Raw genomic sequence first — 19,107 nt, 5'->3', positions numbered from 1 at the left:
ACGACTGGCCGCTCTATGGGCCAAAGGACCCAGAGATTTATTGGCTCGTTGGTCAACTGGCACAAAAGCATGGTATGCGGCTTCACGAAATCGAAGCCATCATGCTGGCCGCATTGAGGAGAAAGATGGCCGAGCTTGACGACAGCTACCCGCCCGGATGAGCCCCGGATGGAAGTAGCTGCCGTCCGCAGCCTGAGGCAGGAAGATCACCTCATCAACGAAGTCCGGGCTTGGCGCGGTAGGGGCTACTTCGTCGGGCATCTGCCAGATGGAGACAAAATATTTCTTACGCCCCTTCAGCCAGGCGGCGGCGCTACGCGCAGTGATACTCTGGCCGATCTTCTCGAGCTCGCTGTCGGAGCTGGAAAGGATGTTGCGAATCCGACCTTCGCCAACACCACCGAAGCTGGCCAGAGAGGCAATGTCGACCTCACCCTCACCGCAGTCGATTGCCCGGCGGGAAAGGGCGAGGTTGATGATACGGAAGATCACCCGCTGCGGATCAGGCCGCACGAGTGCGCGGATCCTAGCATCCCATTTGGCAGACTATTGGTGCGTAACGACGATCAAACAGAAACATCGACCTCGTCGAACGTTCGAAAAGGACAGATTCGCTGGCAGTAGAGGTCATTTTCGCAAATAGGAAAGGCGCTAAGCTATTAAAATTATGCTGTGCGAATGGACAAATATCATTGCAATCCACACCGATTGTGAATTGCCACACAAGTCTTCCTCGATTGTCATTATGAGCCCTTTGCGGCAGCGAAGCTGACTTATTTTGCCGGAAGATTATCGCTTGCGCCTGAACTGTCGGTGACGAGCGCCTGACAGGTTATCATGACGGCGGAGTTTTGTTCGGTCCGGGCAATGTCGGCCCAAACCTGCCATCCATATAAGGACGCGGTGCTGCATTGCAGTTTCCCCAAAACAGTCATCCGGTCTAAGTTGCTTTCCAACTTCAAGTTCGATCAGAGCCCGTATGATCCAGTACAGAACCCTTGTTGGTGCGACCGCCACAAAAGAAGGGGGGCGACCTTGTGCGCGGCGCGTAGGGGAATGCGGTGACGCCCGATCGCAAAGAGAAGCAGGAAGGGCACGGCAACACCAAACCGCAGGGCGGTCAACACCATCGGCGGCATGGTTTCAAGGCCGAGATTCGTGATCGGGATGGATAGCCCCCAGATCACCGCCAAAAGCAGCATCCCGGCCACGCTGAGCAAAGTGATGCGGCTCACATTGAGTGGTGCTGGCGTGATCGCGGCGTCGGACATGGCTGCCCGAGCTATTGGTTGCGTTTCGATCACCTATGGCGCGACACATGCCCAACTGACAAACGATCATTTTTCCTGCTATGATTGCGTTTCGATCAATCATGAGGTTCGCCATGCCTGCGCTGCCCCCGCCGCTCCAGACGCTTCGGGCCTTCGAAGCAAGCGGACGGTTGCTCAGCATGGCGTTGGCGGCAGCAGAGTTAAACGTCACCCCCTGATCGGCCCCACTCGAGTGGTCCAGTTTGGTTGTTAGTGCATGACCGGCGCACGGTCCATCGCGACGATGGTTTCCGGGGCTGGTGGGCGATAGCCCAATGCGCCGTGCGGACGCTTCGTGTTATAGTGCTTCCTCCATTCCTCGATCAGGATCTGCGCCTCACGGAGGCTGTAGAAAACTTCGCCGTTCAGAAGTTCATCGCGGAACCGGGCGTTGAAGCTCTCGCAGTAGCCGTTCTCCCAAGGTGACCCCGGCTCGATATAGGCCGTCTTTGCCCCGACGGCGGCGATCCAGTCGCGGACGGCCTGGGCTACGAATTCGGGGCCGTTGTCAGACCTGATGAAAGCTGGAATCCCACGCATGATAAACAGATCTATCAGCGCATCGATGACGTCGGCCGAGTTCAGTTTGCGCTTCACCCTGATGGTCAGGCATTCACGGCTGGACTCGTCCAGGATGTTCAGCGCCCGGAACGCCTTGCCGTCATCGGTCCGGGAATGCACGAAGTCTTAGCTCCAAACATGGTTTGTGTATTCCGGACGCAGCCGGACACAGGATCCGTCGTTCAGCCAGAGCCGCCCCTTCTTCGGTTGCTTCATTGGCACTTTCAGCCCCTCGCGCCGCCACAAGCGTTCCACACGCTTGTCGTTCACCAGCCAGCCGGCATCACGCAGAAGCGCGGCAATCCGGCGATAACCATAACGGCCATATTGCCGCGCCAGTTCGATCATGTCGGCCACCAGCCGGTCCTCATCCGCCCGGCCTCTCGGCAGCTTGCGCTGCGTTGAGCGGTGCTGCTGCAGCACCCGGCAGGCACGGCGCTCGGACACGTCCAATTCACCTCGAACATGATCAATGCAGGCCCCGCGGCGCGAGGGGCTCAGAAGTTTCCCTTTGCAGCCTCGGTCAAAATCAGCTTGTCCAGCATTAGATCCGACACCGCGCGTCGGAGGCGATCATTCTCAAGCTGCAGACGCTTCAGTTCCTTCAACTGATCCACGCCCATTCCACCATACTGCTTGCGCCAGCGGTAATAGGTCTGTTCGACAATCCCGATCCGCCGGATCGCGTCCAGACGGGATAAACCTTGTCCCATCAGAACCTCAACTTGCCGTAATTTCGACACAATCTCTTCCGGCTTCGGTCGCTTGTTTGCCATCTCTGATCCTCCGTTTCCTCATAATAACGGCGGACCACTTCACAGGGGGAGGATCACGGCAACGGGCCTTACCCCGGCGCAGCTAGCGAACGCCTGCTGGACGAGACAATCGGGCCTGTCTGCGCGCCAGACTATCGGGCGCGCGTGGGAGGCATCGCCACCCCCGCCGACTTGCTGGCCTGCAACCTGATTTGGGAGGAGCGGGTGCTTCACGATGGCCGCCGCCTGCCAAACTGGGAGCGATGGTTCGCCACCGCAGACGTTGAAGGGCACCATCGCAAGGGGCCGACGCTCAGCCACGGCAGTCTTGTCATCGAAGCCGCTTTGCGTGGCGAAGGCGTAGCGCTGGGGCGCAGCGCCCTTTTGACAGATGAAATTTTTGCAGGGAGACTGGCGGCGCTTTTTCCCGAAATCACGCTGCCCGCCGGGCGCGGTTACGACCTGGTATCTGGTATATCGAGCTGGCGACGCAGACGACCCACGCATCAGTGCGTTGCGTGACTGGCTTCGAAACGAAATATTGAGCATCAGTTCCGACACCATTTCCGGCTGACCAATGCCGCTCCAAGCATGATGCGAATGTCTTGGATGGACTCTAAGCGGCCGAATTCCGCGCCCGTACAATGTTATGCTGGCTTGTCGGCACCTTGCCGAGGACGAGGTGGGCTTGGCGGATCGGAGGATTCGCCATGGCCATTGAAAACCTGCCTGCAATACGCGCCTGCCGCCCAACCTGGAACAAAGGCCGAATCGTCGGACAGAAACGGCCCCTGCTGCCAAAGCATGTCTGGGCGATCCGTGTTCGCCTCGAGATCGAAAACAATGTCCGCGACCTCGCGCTTTTCAATCTGGCCATCGACAGCAAGTTGGGGGGATGCGAGTTGATGGGCGTCGCACGGTCCAGCTTCTATGCCGATCCCGGTCCCAAGCCCGGCGACACAGCAATCATCGCGGAAATTCGGACGATCACCGACGAGTTCGACGGCTACGGCTACCGCCGTGTCGGCGCAGAGCTCCACCACCGGGGCATCGTCGTCAACTCAAAGAAGGTGCGGCGGCTGATGAAGGAGAACGAACTGAACCCGCGGCGGCGGCGGCGTTTCGTCCGCACGACCGACAGCGATCATGGCGGTCCGATCTTTCCGTTCACTGCCAAGAAGCTCGAGGTTCATGGCCCAGATCATCTCTGGGAGGCCGATCTGAACTACATCGCCATCCAAGGAGGCTTCGCCTATGCCGCGCTGATCCTCGACGCCTGGTCGCGGCGCGTCGTCGGCCATGCCGTCGGCCGCGGAATCGATGCCCGCCTGGCAGCGAAGGCGCTCGAAAACGCTATCGCGGAGCGGCGCCCCTTGCCCGGCTGCGTCTTCCACACGGACCGCGGATCGCAATATGCGTCGGAGCTGCATCGCGCCATTCTCGATGCGCATGGGTTCTTCGGGTCGATGAGCAGGCACGGAAATCCGTACGACAACGCGAAGGCCGAGAGCTTCATGAAGACGCTCAAGGTGGAAGATGCCTACCTGATGGAATATGAAACCTATGAGGAGGTCGCAGTCGGTGTCCCCCGGTTCATCGAAGCCTACAAGAGCCGCCGCTTGTATTCAGCCCTGGGGGTAACTCAGCCCCGCCCAGTTCGAAGAATGCTACGCCCGCGCCATGGTCAAAAACGCCCCATGATCCTCTCCACCCGCAGGGGCGCACTCCACATCCAACCGCAACCCGGCAATGAAGGTCCGGGTGCACCTGTGCCCGAAAGAGGGGTCTGCGTCAAGCCTGGTGCCGCGGGCGGAGCGTCCGCGCAGGCGCGTCATCTTGGTGGTGACAGCCGTCTCATCGATGAAGACCAGCCTGTGCGGCTCACGGCGCATCGCCGGCATCCGCCGGTGCCGTCAGTCGTATCGCGCGGCGCGGACCCGCTTGCGCGATCTTTTCGTCGCGATCGAACTTCTTTTAAAAGTGAAGCCAAGACGGTGGATCATGTGGCACGAGAGTATGGTGGGTGTCGCCCGCACCCGGCGTCCTCTCCAACTCCTCCGCCAGCTCTGGCATCGTAATGTCTGGCGCAGTTTCGACCCGCGCGCTGAGCCAGTACGAAACCCGATCCAGTTTGCTCTACCGAGGCCGGCCCTGACGCAGGACGGCAACGGTCTAGTTCGCTTCCTGCGCTGCATGATCCGCACCTCGCTCGCCACCGAGATCCGAAAACGACGCGCCACCTCATGACAGGAGGCGCCGTCCTCAACCAGCGCCACAACCCGCTCGCGAATATCCAAAGACAGCGATTTGCCCATCATCCACCTCCAACAAAGGTGAACCACAGATCATGACACATGGGAATCCTGTCGATTTGGATTTGAGGGACGACCCTCTCGCAGCCCTTAGTTCTTAAGAAATATGTCCTTTCCCTTTTCCGGATGGACAACAGCGCATGAATCGCTGGGATAAGGGTCCGCCTAGGCTGACAGATCCATTGACCGAACCGACGGGGGGAGAGTTGGGGTAGCAAGACGCTCTTCGGATTGATCTCAGCGGTCTGCTGCTCGTCCAATCGCAGCCGCGTCACCTTTTTCTTCACAGAAATACAATGCAGAGGCCCAGCTCTCCAACGGATGCACGCAGGCACCAATTGCCTTTTCTGCTACCGCCAGGAAGGCAGATCGATCCGGAATGAGCCCGTCATTGCTGAACAAAAGCCACAACGCCTTTTCGCCACTGGCAAGATTTGCGATCGTCTGGGGATAATCAGGGTTCACCTGCCAGGGGATTTCTGATGTCGCGATACTACGAACCTCGCCGCCACGAACCTGCCAGGCGATTTTCGCGCTAGTCGGGTCAAACATGCCAAGCACCCGTGCAGGGGGCGGCGACAGGACACGAAGGGCCGGTTGCGCACCGCCAAACACCCAAACTGGCGCATCCGCGCGCGTGTCGCGAATATGAACAAGAAGCTTGGTGATCTCCTGTGTTTCCCGGTTCAGGCCGTGGTTCACTCCCAGAACCAGACTGCTCACAAGCAGAATACCAGACAAGATTTCCGATGGCCTGCCGGGCAGGAGTCGGTCGAGGAGATAGGTAAGGCTAAATGTGAAAATCAGCGCGGCGAGCGGGCTCAGGAAAATCGTGTGACGCGCAGAGGCAATCTGAAGCGCGCCGCCAAGCCCCAGCACGGCGACGACCAGCATGATCGAGATGCCGACCGCACCGACATCGGGTGCTTCGATCATCGCCATCCACAATGCACCCGCGACGATGACGACGGCCAGAAGGCGAACCAAATGATAAGACAGACTCAACGGCATACCAAGGTCCACAAGCGCCTGCCGGATGGCCTCGGGCATGGCCGATCCGAACATGAACGTGGCAACGTCAAGCAGGCCGATAGTCCTCGCGATCAGAATTCCCACCAAGTCGCTTGGGGCGCCCCGACCATAGACATGGGCATAAGCGCTGAGCTGATAAATGACGAGTTCCTTGTTGAGGAACACGTAAAGGATGAAAAGATAGGCAAGGGCCGTGGCACCGGTCAGGATGAAGGGCAGAGACAGGCCCGATCTTGCCGACCCGCCTTCCGCAAGGCGGACGACCGCTATCCCACCAAGTAGACCAGCAACGACGACGGGCAGCGTAAAGGACAACAGCCCGCCTATCAGGACCGCGACCAGGAAGCGGACAAATGTCGCCACCCGATCCGATGAGGCCAGCGGCAGGCCAACGACCAAGACCAGGGCCGAAGCAAAAAACTCGGCCGAATAGTGTTTGATTTCAAATGTATAAGACCAGATCAGCGAGCTGCCGCAAATGATTGCGGCGAAGATCAAGGCGGCGACAGGCCTTGATCTCAACGGCTGCGACGCAAGAAGCACACCTGTTCCGGCGGCAAAGAAGAAAGCCGATAACAATCGCAGCACCGCATAGGGCGGCTCGCTTCCGGTTAGTGTTAAAAGCACGCGTGCTATCCACAGATAGCCGACGGGTCCCGCCTGCTCGTATTGTGGCAGGGGAGCAAAGAGGTTGAGATCGGGAATCAGCAGATTGGCCAGCAGCATCGCTTCGTCATGCCAAGGGTCAATCCGCATCTGCGCGACCAACACCAGCATGACAACCGGGACAATGAATGGCAAAAATCGAGAAATCTTGCAGATCATCGGGCGGCCTCCGGAACACGGCTTCTGCGGGGCGTCTTGACGTGGCTCATGGCGCGAACCGTCCGGTTGCGGCGGCGATAGTCTGCTGCAAGACCGACCAGCGCGCCTGCCACCCGTTGATTTTGGTCGGGGTCCTTTCGCCCACCGGATAGGCCCGCGTCACTGGAATCTCGCTAACGCGATAGCCCAGTTGCCCGGCCCGAACAGTCAGATAGAAGAGCAGCTCGTAGCGATCGAAAACCGGCCGGAACGGCGCCACTCTCGGGTCTAGAAGGTATCTGGCGGAATAGGCACGAAAACCGTTTGTCGTATCCGTCAGCCTGTGGCGTCCCGCCAGACTGAGCAACGGGGCGTGGATCACCCGATTTGCGAAAGCCCGGTCCGTCGGCGTATTGATGGCATGCCCGCCAGGGGCATAGCGCGAACCCTGAACATAGTCGTCACCAGCAGCTAGACGAGCGATGAAACGATCAATCGCCTCAACCCGATCCTTGCCGTTGCCATCGACGGTTACGATCCCTTCATAGCCTTCGCGAAGGCAGAAAGCATAGGCCATCCGCAATTGCGCGCTGAGCTTGCCGGGCCCGCGCTTGGTCAGCAGGGCCCTGACGCCTTGCTGCAGAAGGAATTCGACCTCCAGCGAACCATCGGTCGATCCGCCGTCGGCAATGATGACGTCGGGGTTCCCGCGTAGTGCCGCTATCTCGCGGAGTTGTGCCTGGATGCGCACGCCCTCATTGATGACCGGAATGACAAGGGCATGGCGCTGCTGTCGCGGGGCGAAAACCCGCGTCTCATGATCGGGCAGATGCCAGGCGCCGTCGTCTAGCGGGATCATAGCGTCTTTCCTCGGGCAAAGACATAGCGCTTCAGCAGCAGGAAATTGCAGATGAACGATATGCACACGGCTGTGATCAGGGCGATCGCGTCGCCGGCCGCTGGCAGTGCATGGCGAATAAGCGTCAGGGTCAGCAGGCGGATCGCCATGGTCAAGACCAGCGCCAACACAAATCCGGAGAGTTGGCGAAGGATCGGCAGGACCTTGTCGCCCTCGAATGTCCAGGACCGGTGGAGGAAAAAATTCGATGTCGCCCCCGCCAGAAGCCCGGTGGCGCTGGCGATGGGTCGGCTAGCGCCTGACCGGGCCAGTAGCAAGGCAAGGCCAAGGTCGATGATCAGTCCCAAGCCTGTGACGATGGCATAGCGGATGGGCTGCGTGTTCAGGGGTGTTCTGGCTTTGCTCATCGCGCCGACACCAGGGCGTCACAGGCATCGGCAAAGCGCGGCTCGCACCTCCTGACCTGATCGAAGAGATCATAGATATTGTCCAGTTTGGCCCCCAGAATCGAAATCAGCCGCGAGTCTCGATCCCGCCGGTAAAGGATGGGTCGGGCATCGTCGCCCTCACTGCGTTGCAATACGGTTTTAGTCTCATGCAGTGAGCGCTGCCAAATGGCCTCGGCCATCATCGGCAGATATCGTGCTGCGTCCTGCTGCATGAACCGCGCCCGACTGTCACCAGCGCGCTCAATCGCTGTTCTGTCCATCTGCCCGGTCAGCCTGCTCGAGTCATCGACCCAGCTTGCGCCCGGAGTGTAGCGCACATGTGTCAGCGAATGCAGCCCGGCCGAGGGGAAGGGCATCGACGAGAAAAACGGGCCGTCCATCACCGTAACGCCCAGGCGCTCCAGCTCGGGCGGGACCGAGAACAGCGCAACCTCGGCAGCCTCGTGCTTCAGTTCCAGCAAAGGCAGGCTCGCCGCATGACGCAACTGATTCAACCGCGAATAGCTGACATCGAACACATATTCGGCGCTAACCTCGGTGCCGTCCGACAGGGTTACACGCGCCGCCTGTTCCGTCTCGTGAATGTCGATGGCGCTGGTGCCAAGCCTAATCTCTATTCCCGCCGCATCCACATGGCTGGCCAGTTGCTGACGCAGTTTCTGATAATCGAAGGCGTGTTCGGTGCAGGAAAAGACGCCCCGGATGCGGTTTTGGTCGAACAGCGCCGTGTCCCGGGGTCCTGCGACGGCGATGGGTGCATCCATCTCAGCGAACATCCTGAAGAACCTTTTTGCGGAAATCTTCGACTGGCGCGCGGAAATCGCATACAGCATCTCGAAACGATCGTGGATTGCCTCGGGAAAGTCGCGCGCGAACCGCCGGTGCAGGACCAATGACCGTCCGGCGGTCAGGGCGCTGCGCGGATAGTGAAATCCGGTGTGGACCCGTGCCTGATTGACTCGCGAGGCGCGCTCCATGAGCTGAGGTAAGGTTTCGACCAGCAGGATCGAGCGGGTAACGGAGCGCAGGAACAGCGCGATGCAAATCCCGAAGAACCCGCCGCCGACGATCAGCGCATCAACCTTAATCCGTGGCGTGGAGCCAAGATCAGGCAGGGTCATCGAGATATTCCGCCCGCTTCGCCATTGCCTCTGCTGTGCTTCCCGGTTCGTATTGGATGTTCAGATCGGCGCTAATCCCGGCATAGACATTGACCTTGCCGATCTCCTCAAGCACCTCATCGTTGTCTTCATTTCCGAGCAGATCGATCATTTTTTGCATGCCGGTGCTCATGCCAAGCCCGAGCAATCCCAGAAAGGCAGCCGTGAGGCCAAGGATTCCTGAGGTCGTGACCCAGCCCGGCTCGATCACCTCCTTGAAGGACCAGATGCACAGCACATAGAGGATGAAGGCGGCTCCTCCGACGAGGATGGTGGCCGATGCTAGGCTCAGCGCCAGCAGCACATTGGGCGCCGAACTGACGATGAGCTTCTGCGCCAGATGCAGCCTGCCACGCAGACCACGCCGCCTTGCCCGGGTGAGAAACTCCCGCTTGGCCACTTGAATCTCGATTGGAATCGCTCTGTCCCTTGGCGGAAAGCGCAAGGCCAGTTGTCGTTCGGGTTGGTCCAGCAACCGGGTCAACAAGGCACGCGGGCAGACGATGGTCTGCATGAACCGCGCGTTCACACGAAAGCCCGTGCTATTTCCGACAATGCCGACCATTTTGTCGACCAAGGTACTTTTGCCACGATCGCCAATGACCAGCAGGTTCTGGCAATGCGAGTCAAGGATCATCTGGCGCAAATCGAGAAAATCGATCTCTTCCACCGAGGCAAGTGCAACCACATCGCCAATGGCCTCAGCCGCCAGAATTGCGCGCCTCTCGTAAGGGCCGACCCCTACCCGCAAACGAAGAATCCGAAGACTTGCGAAACGTTGCAACGCCGCATACCAATCAGGGCTGCTGTCCGACGATGCCGAGACAAGTAATTCCCAATAGCGAAACGTTCCTGCCAATGACTGCGAAAGTCTGTTCACGGCATCGACGCTATCGGCCGTCGGTGTGAAATCATGGACGCAGACCGAAACAAGAATATCGTCGCGTAGCGTGCTGCTTACAGACTCTGTCACGCTGTTTGCCCCTGAGTAGTCCGCAATTTTTCCAAACTGTGCTTCAGCCGATCTAGTGAGAACGCACCAGCCGAGCGCATTTCGACCGACATCCATTCCGGATAATTAGCAACACGTAGTGCAGAAATGATCTGATCCAGGACTGCAGAATCACGGGGTGCGGGTTCCAGGTGCGGTTCCGAGATGTGGACATGACCGATCAGGTCGGCACATTCCGCGAAAATGACGCCAGCATCCGCGATTTCACCATTTGCGATCATACCCCCGGTATCGATCGTCAGCATCAATCCCGTTCGATCGACAAGACGGACAATTCTCTCGGCATCGCTGGTATTCATGGCGAAGTTCGTCCCGTATATTTTCGGGTTCGGCTCCAATCCGATGCGGCATCCATTCTCAGCAGCATAGTCCGCAAGCTCTCCCAGAATCTCGCAGACGATTCCCTCGGCCTCGGGCCGGGGCATTTCCGGCGGTATCATCCTCTCGCGGGGCGAGCCTAGGACCAAATGAGGAATTGATAATTCAGCAGCCAGCCGGATTGCACGCCGCAGCCCTTGGCAGAATCCCTCCCGCTGCGTGGGCGATCCGAAGAGGCTGACGTCTTGTACCCCGAACAGCAGTGACTGCATGGAGACAAGCGTCAGACCGGAGTCCTCGATTTCCGAGATGCGTTCGCGCAAGAGGCTGGCGGGCGGCGCGAAGGCATCCGGCGCATCGGCGAAGATCATACCTGGGGCGATCTCCAGGCCAGTGATCCCGAATTTGGCAAGCAGGCGATAAGCATTCAATCGTTCAGCCGGTGGCCAGGCAATATTCGAGACCGCGAAACCCTTCATTGTGTCAGCCACCCGAACCAACGAATGCGCGCAGATTGGCAAGAACACTGCCGGCGCTGGCAATATAGGAGTCTGTACTTCCAAACAGCGCACCGTGGCGCGTCCGGACATCCTCTATGTGAATCCCGGAGGCGCTGTCCCACGCGTCCCGTTCACGCAGGTCCTTGGCCACAAGCGCGGCAGACAAGGGCTCGGGGACGGGGTGTAGCACCGCGATCTTGGCCTGCAGCGCCTGATCAATGATATCGGGCAATTGGGCAAGTCCAAAGAACTGGAACGTCGAGGCTGGATTAGTGAAACGCAGGGCATCGAACCCTGCCCGCGTGACCGAGACGCCAAGCTGCTCTTTCCGGTCCGATGTATCCAGCCCCACCCGGTCAAGTGTCCACATGGCGATGTCGGGGTTATAGGAGTAATGTGCCTTCAGGTCATGCCAATCTGCCTTGGAAAGCGTTTGCGCCATACTGTTAAAGCGCTCCTGCGTAAGCATCTCCGGCACCGGATTTTGCAGGTCGAACAGCATGTTCTTTCGCAGACCCTGCCCAAAAAGCGCCGGCAGTCGAAGGATGAGGCATCTTTCGAATTTATCCTGACAGAAACACTCCAATGTTCTGCGATTGCGACCATAAGCAAGATTCTCCTCGAACGCGCCGGTGCTTTCATCCTGCCCGCGCCCAAAATCCTGTAACACTGCAATAGTCGAGATCAGCACACAACATCGAGTTTTTATTTTCGACAGATGCTGAATAAGGTTGTCGATCGCTGCCGCGTCATGTGCCGGTGCTCGGTTCGCAGCCAACATCGAACCAGGTGCCGATGCACAGACAACAGTATCGAAAACCTGACCCACGGCGTTTTTGATATTCGAGGAGTTGTAAATCTCGGCAAATGCTCTATGGATCCGGAGATTACTTCCGACAAACCCCGTGGCACCAAGCAGCGCGTCTTTCGCCATGCGATATTAATATCTCTCGGAACATCGATATCTTCTCAAGCTACGGCTCACCAACTCAGCATGTCAAGCGCTGCGGATCGTATTGTCCGTCGTCAGAACATTTGGCGCAACTCGCGGCGTAGATTAGCGGAGAGCGGGCTTCGCCGAAGGCGCGTCGCTCTAGCCATGCAACACTGAGGAGGTTCTCGACGTCCTGGCAGGCGCGCATGAGACTATGGCCGATCCCCGTCTGTCAGAGCTGCGGCGCAGGCAGACCAATTGAGCGAACGAGCCAAGGAGCACTAACCGTGCTTCAAGGTGGTCGAACCGTAAACACCAATGTCGAGTGCTGATTTTTGTGCTTGTAGATGATGGATAGGCGGTAGCAAGTTCCAGCAGAATCAACCGAGTAGCTGTGGGTGCGACCTCAGGGGAAGCTTGACCTCACATGAGGATCGGCGAACAGTAGTTGCTTCGCTAAAGTTCCTTGAAACCTGATTGTTAGTGCGCGGCCCCAAAGCCATCATTGCCGCCGGCAAGGCAAATGAGAGCTTTGTCCAGCATGGCGGACGACTGCGCGCAATTCGCCGACAGTCCCTGAAGGACGAGGTCAATGGCAAAAAAGGCCATCTTCGTGATCGGAATAAGTTCTAAGCTATTGAAAATTATTCCAATGAAGAGAATATTGCGCGGCAATCCACACCCGATGTGAATTGCCACAGAAGTCTTCCCCGATTGTCACTATGCTTTCTTTGCGGCAGCCAAGCTGACTTATTTTGTCGGAACATTCTCATTTGCCCATGGACTGCCGGCGTAGAGCGCCGGACAGGTCACCATGACGGTGGAGTTTTGTTCGGTCCGGGCAAGGACGGCCCATAGCTGCCCTTCGACTTTATCGAGCACAGCGTCCGCTTCGCGCGCCCATCCCAATCGTTCAGACTCTCACGAACAGACGCCGAAAGCTGTCGTTCTCCGCGGCGTCCGTGAAGGTCCGCCAAGTGTTCCCACCGTGGTCATTCCCGATCCCAATTGGGCGCCACAAAAGTTGCTGGGTAAGGATTTGAACTTCGTGGCACGCTCAGCGCATAATAGGTTGAACGCATTGTAGAAATCTGAAAATCAGAGAGCAATCAAGTTACTGGGTAGTCATGACCGAAGACGACATAGTATCCTGGCTTTCGCGAAAGCCCGCCCCGATACGGCGCGACGGCGTCCTGACTAAGACGGAAGTGGCCGCCGCGACCACTGCTTACCTGAATAACGGCCTAAGCCTATTCGATGATGCACTGTTCCTCGCTGCGGGCAACAGGGTCGCACGTGCCGCGGCTTTGACTGTCCTTGGCCTCGAAGAGATCGCCAAGATTCCGCTGCTGGTAAACACCTTCCTACGCTACGAGCACGGTGTCGAGAAGGAGGCGTGGAAAGCCTACTGGAACGCGGGCGGGACCCACAAGAGGAAGCAAGAACTCATTCTGGGTTACGGTCAAATTGTTCGGGCGGTCATGGACGGCGATCCCGTCCATGACCGCCGACTCTACCGGTACTATGCACCGGAGACGGTGCTCGAAAATCTGGATGGGTTCAAACAGAGGAACTTCTATGTCGATCTGCGGATGGATGGAATTCATGCGCCAAGTAGCGAACAAGAGGCTGTTAATGCGTTCGACTATCTCTTGACCTTTGGCCAAGAACGGGCGGACAGCTTTCGCTCATGGCATGTTTCAGAGACGCGCAGCCACGACTATCTGGACATGGCCCTCGGTAAGAAGCGCGAGCGATGGACCAACAGCTATAAGATTGATGAGGTCAGTGCAGACATCCTCTATCAAGCTATAGCATTCAGCGCATCTCAAGTCCCGAACTACGCGGCGTTCTATAGTTATGCGGAAAACTATAAAGATAAGGTTGCGGACACCCGTTTCAAAGAGGCCCTGCTTGTACTTGGTGCAGCTCTTCTCCGGAGGGTCAAAGCGTCAGAGCCCCTGCCACTTTACTATGCTCGCTATATCGGAGCCTTCAAACTGATGATCGGCCTATCACAGGAAGAAAAATTGTTAGGCAAGAGCTTCGGCAGAAAGCTGCACAGTACCTTACTGCCGCAACAAACCAAGCAGAGCGGCTGAGCTGTTTGTCTGCGTCTCACTGGTTCAGAACAGCGCAAGCCCCTTTTCCTTTCTGGGCACGAACAGGAGCGGAGGCCCGCACAGCACCGGCTCCTCCATGTCGCGCGTGAAAAGCTTTCCATGACTTAGGCTGTTCGGCTCATTGTGCGGCATCGCTGATCGCTAATCTCCTTGCGGCCCAAACCAGCTGTTCAGAGCAAATCAAAAACCGGCTCCGGTCCGGGCTGGATGAATGACCCGTGGCAGGTCACAATTGTGAATTGCCGCACAAGTCTTCCTCTATTTTCGCGATCCTTCCTCGGAAGGCGTGACATCGGAACTTACCAATGCGACCACTTGACCGGCGCAGCGGCGATGCCCTGATCGGATTCGCCGCTCCATGGACCGGGCCTGACGGCGCTGGTGCTCTGCGCCCCGCTACCCACGCCCGTTACCTGCCTGCTGTCATTCCGGGCGATGGTGTCGTAGTGATGGCAAAACAATGCAGGTAAGATAATGCGCACTCATTTTGCTGTTCTTCTCGCCCTCATGATCGCCAGCGGATGCGCGGTCGGCTCCAGTGCGGTGGTCAAGGGTGCCGGGCCGGACGATCTGCTGAAGCTTCGCGACGGCCCCGGCCTCGATCACAACATCATCATCGGCCTGCCCGATGGCACGCCCCTGACCCGCCACGACTGCGTCACCACTGACGGCAAGCTCTGGTGCAAGGTCTCGCTCGCCGCGCGGCCCAGTGTCTCGGGCTATGTTTCAGCGGACTACCTGGCGCATCGCTGAGGGGCCTTTCGGTCCAGACCTACCACATCTTCGCCCGGCCTTCCCCGCCGACCACGCTTGAACCTGCCGGTCTTTGGTGGCACAGGGGGAACCCGAAACAGCAAGACCGTTGAGGCCGGGCGATGCCCTCCAAACCCCGCTGCGTCCTTCACGTCGGCACGATGAAGACCGGCACATCGACCATTCAGTCCTGGCTTGGCGAGAACCGCAAGGCGCTGGAGGAGGCCGGCTGGATCTATCCCGGCTGGCCCTGCCGCGACAGTGACCGGATCGCGGCACTCGTGGCGCGAAGCCCGGAGCACCAGAACCTGGTCATCTCGGACGAGGGGCTCTGGCACCAGAGCATGGACCGAAGCAGGACGGACGAGATCGCGGAGGCGCTGAAAGGCTATGACGTTACCGTCCTCGTCTATTTCCGGCGTCCCGACGAGTTCCTGGAAGCCTGGTTCAAGCAGGGGCTGAAGGTCGGCAGCGGCGTTCATGCCGTGCAGTCGTTTCTGAAGTCCTATCAGACCAGGCCGCGCGCGCTCAGAAAGCGGCTGGAAACCTTCGTGACCCTGTTCGGCAGGGATAACGTCATCGTCGCGCCCTACGAGCGCTCGCAGCTGAAGAACGCGAATCTCCTCAGCGATTTCCTGGCGCGAGCGGGTCTTCCCGAAGCGGTCGCGACCTTGCCTGCCCCACCGGACAAGAACATTTCACCGAATGCCGAGGCCATCCTGCTGACCGGCATCCTGCGACGGTCGCTTGACTGCGAGCAGGCCGTGATCGACCAGGTGATGGGCGCGCTGCCGCGCGAGGGACTGGTGACGGTGAAAACCTCGATCCTGACGCCGCAAGAGGCGGCGGGGATCCGCAGGAGATACCGGCCGCTGTTTCGCAAGATCCAGAAAGAGTTCAAGACCGGCGTCGACCCCGACTTCTTCCGGAACTGGGCCGATGACGAGGCGCCAATGCCTGTCAGCCGCCTGCGTCGCGCCTATGACGAGCTTGTTACCCCCGCGAATGGACAGGCTCCAATCCCTGCCGGACGACCCGGTGCCCCCACATCGCCTTCCCTTGTGCGGCGGGGTATCCGGCGCTTCTTCCGATAGCGGCGGCGGTTCAGCCGCCGTCAACCAGCCCGATCATCGGGCCGAGCGAGCGGCCGAAATCGGCGCGGTTCAGGCCGGGCGCGTAAAGCCGGCTGATCGAGCCGTCGAAATAAAGCGCATCGCGCACGCCGAGACCGTCGCGAAAGAGCCGGCCGAATTCATGAAAGGTCACCGGCTTGTCCGAGATCGCGAACCACGCGGTCTGGCCATCGGGCGAGACGCCGACGCCGTTGCGGATATAGCGGCTGTCGCTGTCGATCAGGAAGCGCGGATGCAGCGCGCCATCGATCACCAGCATCGGCCCTGATTGCGTCGCCAGTCGGCAACCGGGCTTATCGGCGGCGAAAGCGCGGCTTTCGATCACCTGGAAGGGCCGCGCGCCGCCAGTGCAGAAGACGCCGTTCGGCAACATGCCAAAATTGCCGCCACCGCCTGCGGTGACGATGCCGTGTTGTTCCTCGCCCTCGATCACCAACAGGCCCACGGGCCGGTAATCGGGATGGAACATGCCGGCATTCATCGCCCAACGCAGCGATTGCCCCTGCGCCAGCGTCCGGCGCACGGCGTAGAAGCTGTTCAGCGGCGCGCCGGCCTCGTCATCCTGCCAGAGTTGCAGGCGGGGTTCCTCGGCAGCCTCGACCTGGCAGACGGTATAGCTCTGGCCATCGTGATCCATGCGGCCGCAACCCTCGGCCGAGGCCGGGATCGCCAGCGCAAGGAAGAACCCGGCGGCCAGGCCCAGCCTCCGCCAGCGGTCAGTTGCCATCGTCGGTTTCGTCGTCGTCGCTGTCATGCGCCTCGACATCGCGGCGCACGCGCTCGTCGGCGAATATGCGGCGGGTGTCGTCCATGCGGTCGAAGGTCTCGTCCAGCTGGAAGCGCAGTTGCGGCGCGTATTTCAGTGTCATGCCCTTGGCGACCAGATGGCGCAGCTCGGGCGCATTGCGGCGCAGCGCCTTCAGCGCCTCCTCGACGTCATGCCCGCCCAAGGGCATGACATAGGCGGTTGCGACCTTCAGGTCGGGCGAGGCACGAACCTCGCTGACGGTGATCACGTGCCGGTTCAGGTCGGGGTCATGCACATCGGCGCGGATCAGCACGTCCGACAGGGTGCGGCGGATCAATTCGCCCACGCGCAGCTGTCGCTGCGAGGGGCCGGATCCTTGGTTATGGTGTTTCTGTGCCATGCGCCCGATGTAGGGGGTCGCGGGCCTTGCCGCAACGGGATATGCACGGGGCAAAAGGGGAAGACGCATGGACAAACCGGGAATCGTGGTCGCGGGCGCCTCGGGGCGCATGGGGCAGATGCTGATCCGGCTGATCACCGAAGGCGATCAGGCGCGGCTGGCGGGGGCGGTGGACCGGCCCGGAAGCCCGTGGATCGGGCGCGATGTCGGCGAGGCCATGGGCGGCGCGGCGCTTGGCGTCACCGTCACCGATGACCCGATCGAGGCGATTGCCGGGGCGCAGGCGCTGATCGATTTCACCACGCCGGCGGCCACCGTGGCGCTGGCCGAACTGACGGCACAGGCGCGCGCGGTGCATGTGATCGGCACCACCGGGCTTGGCGAGGATGACCTGAAAAAGATCGCCGCCGCTGCCCGTCACGCCCCGATCATCCGCGCCGGCAATATGAGCCTTGGCGTCAACCTGCTGATCGGCCTGACCCGCAAGGTCGCGGCCGCGCTTGGCGAGGATTGGGATGTCGAGGTGGTCGAGGCCCATCATCGCCACAAGGTCGATGCCCCCTCGGGCACCGCACTGATGCTGGGCGAGGCTGCCGCCGAGGGACGCGGCAAGCCGCTGGCCGAGTTGCGCACCCACGCCCGCGAAGGGATCACCGGCGAACGCGTGCCGGGCAGCATCGGTTTTGCCGCCATTCGCGGCGGCGACGTGGTGGGCGAGCATGACGTGATCTTTGCCGGCCAGGGCGAGCGGGTGGTGCTGCGCCATCTGGCCACCGACCGGGCGATCTTCGCGCGCGGCGCGATCCGCGCGGCGCTGTGGGGTCAGGACAAGGGGCCGGGGGAATATGACATGGCGGATGTGCTGGGGCTGGACTGATGGCTGACTGCCTTTTCTGCCGCATCGCCGCCGGCGATCTGCCAGCCTACCGGCTTTACGAGGACGCACATATCCTCGCCTTCCTTGACCTGCATCCGGTGCGCGAGGGCCATGCGCTGGTCATCCCCAAGGCGCACCACGTCTGGTTCGAGGATCTGCCCGAGGATCTCGCCGCCCGCATCACCCATTGCGCGCAGGATCTGGCCCGGGCGATGAAGCGCCTCTACGGCGTGCCGCGCGTCGGCATGGCCTTTACCGGCATCCATGTGCCGCATGCCCATGCCCATGTGGTGCCGATGCACCATGTCCATGACATGACCTCGATGGCCTATCTGGGCGAGGGGCTGGACGGGTTTTCCGCCCCGCCGCAGCTGCCGGTCGAGACGATGGTTGAAGTGGCGGAACGCTTGAGGGCGGCGCTGGATCGGGGCTGACCCATCACGGCTGAATGGTACAGCAGCCCTGCAGCAAACGCGGCTGGTCGCCGGTCAGGATGACGCTGGCACGCAAGCCGTAAAGCTTGTCGGACATGCCGTCGGAACAGATCTGCGGCACCACGCTGGCGGTCAGCCCTTGGGCCAGCAGCGCCCGGGTGGGATCGCGGAAGATGTCTCCGCCCAGCACCGCCTGCAAGGGCCGGGGCGTCGCTGCCATGTCAGGTCCTTCCAGCACCGCCTGCCCCTGCTCGACGCTCAGCCCCCAGAACGGCTCGGTCCCGTGGCAGCGGAAGCTGGCGGGCAGCTTCTCCGCCTCCCAGACGTCGGTACGATAGCTGAGATAGCGCATGTTCACCCAGCCCGATTGTTCGGCCGTATTCACCCGCGCCCAGCCATTGCGCGCCTCGACCACTTCTATGCGGGTCTGATCGGGGGCCAGCGTGCCGATGATCGCCGCCTTGGCCGAGGGGGTGTCGCGGATGTTCAGCACGTCGTCACCGGCCACGCCGGTCACATCGAACAGCGTCGGCAGGATGTATTCCTGCGTTGCATGGGCGGGCAGGGCGGCAAGGGCGAGGGCAAGCGACAGGAGGGCGGGCTTCAGCATGAAAGATCTCGTCAGCAGGATTT

Annotated in this window: 19 protein-coding genes and 4 pseudogenes; 8 read left to right on the top strand and 15 right to left on the bottom strand. The window is 60.2% G+C overall.

The features are described 5' to 3' along the window. Positions 1-99: 99 nt before the first annotated feature. From CX676_RS14090 to CX676_RS14075, 3 genes and pseudogenes are all read right to left on the bottom strand, one after another. The gene (locus CX676_RS14090) at positions 100-513 is read right to left on the bottom strand and encodes a hypothetical protein (RefSeq protein WP_198590199.1); all 414 of its coding nucleotides are present in this window, start codon (positions 511-513) and stop codon (positions 100-102) included. Positions 514-968: 455 nt separating this feature from the next. Further along, on the bottom strand, positions 969-1,271 hold the full coding sequence (locus tag CX676_RS14085; protein ID WP_198590198.1) for an EamA family transporter: 303 nt from the start codon (positions 1,269-1,271) through the stop codon (positions 969-971). A 249-nt stretch (positions 1,272-1,520) separates the two neighbouring features. After that, a pseudogene (locus tag CX676_RS14075) lies at positions 1,521-2,647 on the bottom strand (IS3 family transposase). A 93-nt stretch (positions 2,648-2,740) separates the two neighbouring features. Between CX676_RS14075 and CX676_RS14070 the strand changes: the two are divergent. The 3 genes and pseudogenes from CX676_RS14070 to CX676_RS22980 all read left to right on the top strand — a co-directional run. Beyond that, entirely contained in the window at positions 2,741-3,148 is a 408-nt protein-coding gene (locus CX676_RS14070) for a LysR substrate-binding domain-containing protein (protein ID WP_198590357.1), read from the top strand. A gap of 188 nt (positions 3,149-3,336) precedes the next feature. Then, positions 3,337-3,534: pseudogene (locus tag CX676_RS22985) on the top strand (integrase); the annotation flags it as partial. Then, positions 3,532-4,224, top strand: a pseudogene (locus CX676_RS22980) (IS3 family transposase); the annotation flags it as partial. The pseudogenes CX676_RS22985 and CX676_RS22980, both read left to right, overlap by 3 nt. Positions 4,225-4,341: 117 nt before the next feature. Here the strand turns inward: CX676_RS22980 and CX676_RS22975 are convergent. The 9 genes and pseudogenes from CX676_RS22975 to CX676_RS14025 all read right to left on the bottom strand — a co-directional run. Next, a pseudogene (locus CX676_RS22975) lies at positions 4,342-4,941 on the bottom strand (IS630 transposase-related protein); the annotation flags it as partial. Positions 4,942-5,175: 234 nt separating this feature from the next. After that, the gene (locus tag CX676_RS14060; protein WP_157935944.1) at positions 5,176-6,795 is read right to left on the bottom strand and encodes a hypothetical protein; all 1,620 of its coding nucleotides are present in this window, start codon (positions 6,793-6,795) and stop codon (positions 5,176-5,178) included. Between the two features lie 46 nt (positions 6,796-6,841). After that, positions 6,842-7,633, bottom strand: coding sequence for a glycosyltransferase family 2 protein (locus CX676_RS14055; protein ID WP_101753185.1), 792 nt, complete (start codon positions 7,631-7,633; stop codon positions 6,842-6,844). After that, positions 7,630-8,040, bottom strand: coding sequence for a GtrA family protein (locus CX676_RS14050; RefSeq protein WP_101753184.1), 411 nt, complete (start codon positions 8,038-8,040; stop codon positions 7,630-7,632). The genes CX676_RS14055 and CX676_RS14050 overlap by 4 nt, the downstream gene beginning before the upstream one ends. Continuing rightward, positions 8,037-9,203 (bottom strand): FAD-dependent oxidoreductase, encoded by a 1,167-nt coding sequence (locus tag CX676_RS14045; protein WP_101753183.1) that lies wholly within the window; start codon positions 9,201-9,203, stop codon positions 8,037-8,039. The genes CX676_RS14050 and CX676_RS14045 overlap by 4 nt, the downstream gene beginning before the upstream one ends. Continuing rightward, positions 9,190-10,215, bottom strand: coding sequence for a hypothetical protein (locus CX676_RS14040; protein ID WP_157935943.1), 1,026 nt, complete (start codon positions 10,213-10,215; stop codon positions 9,190-9,192). Before CX676_RS14040 ends, CX676_RS14045 begins: the two co-directional genes overlap by 14 nt. Next, positions 10,212-11,051 (bottom strand): sugar phosphate isomerase/epimerase family protein, encoded by an 840-nt coding sequence (locus tag CX676_RS14035; protein WP_157935942.1) that lies wholly within the window; start codon positions 11,049-11,051, stop codon positions 10,212-10,214. The genes CX676_RS14040 and CX676_RS14035 overlap by 4 nt, the downstream gene beginning before the upstream one ends. A 4-nt stretch (positions 11,052-11,055) precedes the next feature. Beyond that, positions 11,056-12,006, bottom strand: a complete 951-nt coding sequence (locus tag CX676_RS22580) for an NAD-dependent epimerase/dehydratase family protein (RefSeq protein WP_157935941.1) — start codon at positions 12,004-12,006, stop codon at positions 11,056-11,058. Positions 12,007-12,486: 480 nt separating this feature from the next. After that, positions 12,487-12,705, bottom strand: a complete 219-nt coding sequence (locus CX676_RS14025; RefSeq protein WP_157935940.1) for a hypothetical protein — start codon at positions 12,703-12,705, stop codon at positions 12,487-12,489. 428 nt (positions 12,706-13,133) lie between these two features. Here CX676_RS14025 and CX676_RS14020 point away from each other — a divergent pair, with 428 nt between their 5' ends. The 3 genes from CX676_RS14020 to CX676_RS14010 all read left to right on the top strand — a co-directional run bounded on the left by CX676_RS14020 (position 13,134) and on the right by CX676_RS14010 (position 15,976). After that, complete coding sequence (locus tag CX676_RS14020; RefSeq protein ID WP_101753178.1) at positions 13,134-14,108, top strand: AbiV family abortive infection protein; 975 nt, start codon at positions 13,134-13,136, stop codon at positions 14,106-14,108. A 495-nt stretch (positions 14,109-14,603) separates the two neighbouring features. Continuing rightward, entirely contained in the window at positions 14,604-14,882 is a 279-nt protein-coding gene (locus tag CX676_RS14015; protein ID WP_101753177.1) for an SH3 domain-containing protein, read from the top strand. Positions 14,883-15,004: 122 nt separating this feature from the next. Next, positions 15,005-15,976: a hypothetical protein gene (locus CX676_RS14010; RefSeq protein ID WP_157935939.1), complete on the top strand. Its 972-nt coding sequence runs from the start codon at positions 15,005-15,007 to the stop codon at positions 15,974-15,976. 10 nt (positions 15,977-15,986) lie between these two features. Here CX676_RS14010 and CX676_RS14005 read toward each other — a convergent pair whose 3' ends face one another. Together CX676_RS14005 and rbfA are read right to left on the bottom strand one after the other, a co-directional pair. Continuing rightward, positions 15,987-16,742 carry a phosphodiester glycosidase family protein gene (locus tag CX676_RS14005; RefSeq protein ID WP_101753175.1) on the bottom strand — a complete coding sequence of 252 codons (756 nt, stop codon included), beginning with the start codon at positions 16,740-16,742 and terminating at the stop codon, positions 15,987-15,989. After that, positions 16,732-17,163 (bottom strand): 30S ribosome-binding factor RbfA, encoded by a 432-nt coding sequence (rbfA, locus tag CX676_RS14000; RefSeq protein ID WP_198590196.1) that lies wholly within the window; start codon positions 17,161-17,163, stop codon positions 16,732-16,734. Before rbfA ends, CX676_RS14005 begins: the two co-directional genes overlap by 11 nt. Before the next feature lie 67 nt (positions 17,164-17,230). Here rbfA and dapB point away from each other — a divergent pair, with 67 nt between their 5' ends. Further along, positions 17,231-18,040, top strand: coding sequence for a 4-hydroxy-tetrahydrodipicolinate reductase (gene dapB / locus CX676_RS13995; RefSeq protein WP_101753174.1), 810 nt, complete (start codon positions 17,231-17,233; stop codon positions 18,038-18,040). Further along, complete coding sequence (locus CX676_RS13990; RefSeq protein WP_101753173.1) at positions 18,040-18,474, top strand: HIT family protein; 435 nt, start codon at positions 18,040-18,042, stop codon at positions 18,472-18,474. Before dapB ends, CX676_RS13990 begins: the two co-directional genes overlap by 1 nt. A 4-nt stretch (positions 18,475-18,478) precedes the next feature. Here CX676_RS13990 and CX676_RS13985 read toward each other — a convergent pair whose 3' ends face one another. Further along, entirely contained in the window at positions 18,479-19,084 is a 606-nt protein-coding gene (locus CX676_RS13985; RefSeq protein WP_157935938.1) for a COG3650 family protein, read from the bottom strand. Positions 19,085-19,107: the final 23 nt, after the last annotated feature.

It is taken from the genome of Paracoccus zhejiangensis, assembly GCF_002847445.1.
In the GTDB taxonomy this organism is placed as follows: domain Bacteria; phylum Pseudomonadota; class Alphaproteobacteria; order Rhodobacterales; family Rhodobacteraceae; genus Paracoccus; species Paracoccus zhejiangensis.
This window is presented reverse-complemented; position numbering and strand designations above follow the sequence as displayed.

Excerpts from the sequence above, each read along its gene's own strand:
- CX676_RS14085 (WP_198590198.1), bottom strand. The coding sequence starts at position 1,271 with ATGTCCGACGCCGCGATCACGCCAGCACCACTCAATGTGAGCCGCATC.
- CX676_RS14060 (WP_157935944.1), bottom strand. The coding sequence starts at position 6,795 with ATGATCTGCAAGATTTCTCGATTTTTGCCATTCATTGTCCCGGTTGTC.
- CX676_RS14055 (WP_101753185.1), bottom strand. The coding sequence starts at position 7,633 with ATGATCCCGCTAGACGACGGCGCCTGGCATCTGCCCGATCATGAGACG.
- CX676_RS14050 (WP_101753184.1), bottom strand. The coding sequence starts at position 8,040 with ATGAGCAAAGCCAGAACACCCCTGAACACGCAGCCCATCCGCTATGCC.
- CX676_RS14045 (WP_101753183.1), bottom strand. The coding sequence starts at position 9,203 with ATGACCCTGCCTGATCTTGGCTCCACGCCACGGATTAAGGTTGATGCG.
- CX676_RS14035 (WP_157935942.1), bottom strand. The coding sequence starts at position 11,051 with ATGAAGGGTTTCGCGGTCTCGAATATTGCCTGGCCACCGGCTGAACGA.
- CX676_RS22580 (WP_157935941.1), bottom strand. The coding sequence starts at position 12,006 with ATGGCGAAAGACGCGCTGCTTGGTGCCACGGGGTTTGTCGGAAGTAAT.
- CX676_RS14020 (WP_101753178.1), top strand. The coding sequence starts at position 13,134 with ATGACCGAAGACGACATAGTATCCTGGCTTTCGCGAAAGCCCGCCCCG.
- CX676_RS14015 (WP_101753177.1), top strand. The coding sequence starts at position 14,604 with ATGCGCACTCATTTTGCTGTTCTTCTCGCCCTCATGATCGCCAGCGGA.
- CX676_RS14010 (WP_157935939.1), top strand. The coding sequence starts at position 15,005 with ATGCCCTCCAAACCCCGCTGCGTCCTTCACGTCGGCACGATGAAGACC.
- CX676_RS14005 (WP_101753175.1), bottom strand. The coding sequence starts at position 16,742 with ATGGCAACTGACCGCTGGCGGAGGCTGGGCCTGGCCGCCGGGTTCTTC.
- rbfA (WP_198590196.1), bottom strand. The coding sequence starts at position 17,163 with ATGGCACAGAAACACCATAACCAAGGATCCGGCCCCTCGCAGCGACAG.
- dapB (WP_101753174.1), top strand. The coding sequence starts at position 17,231 with ATGGACAAACCGGGAATCGTGGTCGCGGGCGCCTCGGGGCGCATGGGG.
- CX676_RS13990 (WP_101753173.1), top strand. The coding sequence starts at position 18,040 with ATGGCTGACTGCCTTTTCTGCCGCATCGCCGCCGGCGATCTGCCAGCC.
- CX676_RS13985 (WP_157935938.1), bottom strand. The coding sequence starts at position 19,084 with ATGCTGAAGCCCGCCCTCCTGTCGCTTGCCCTCGCCCTTGCCGCCCTG.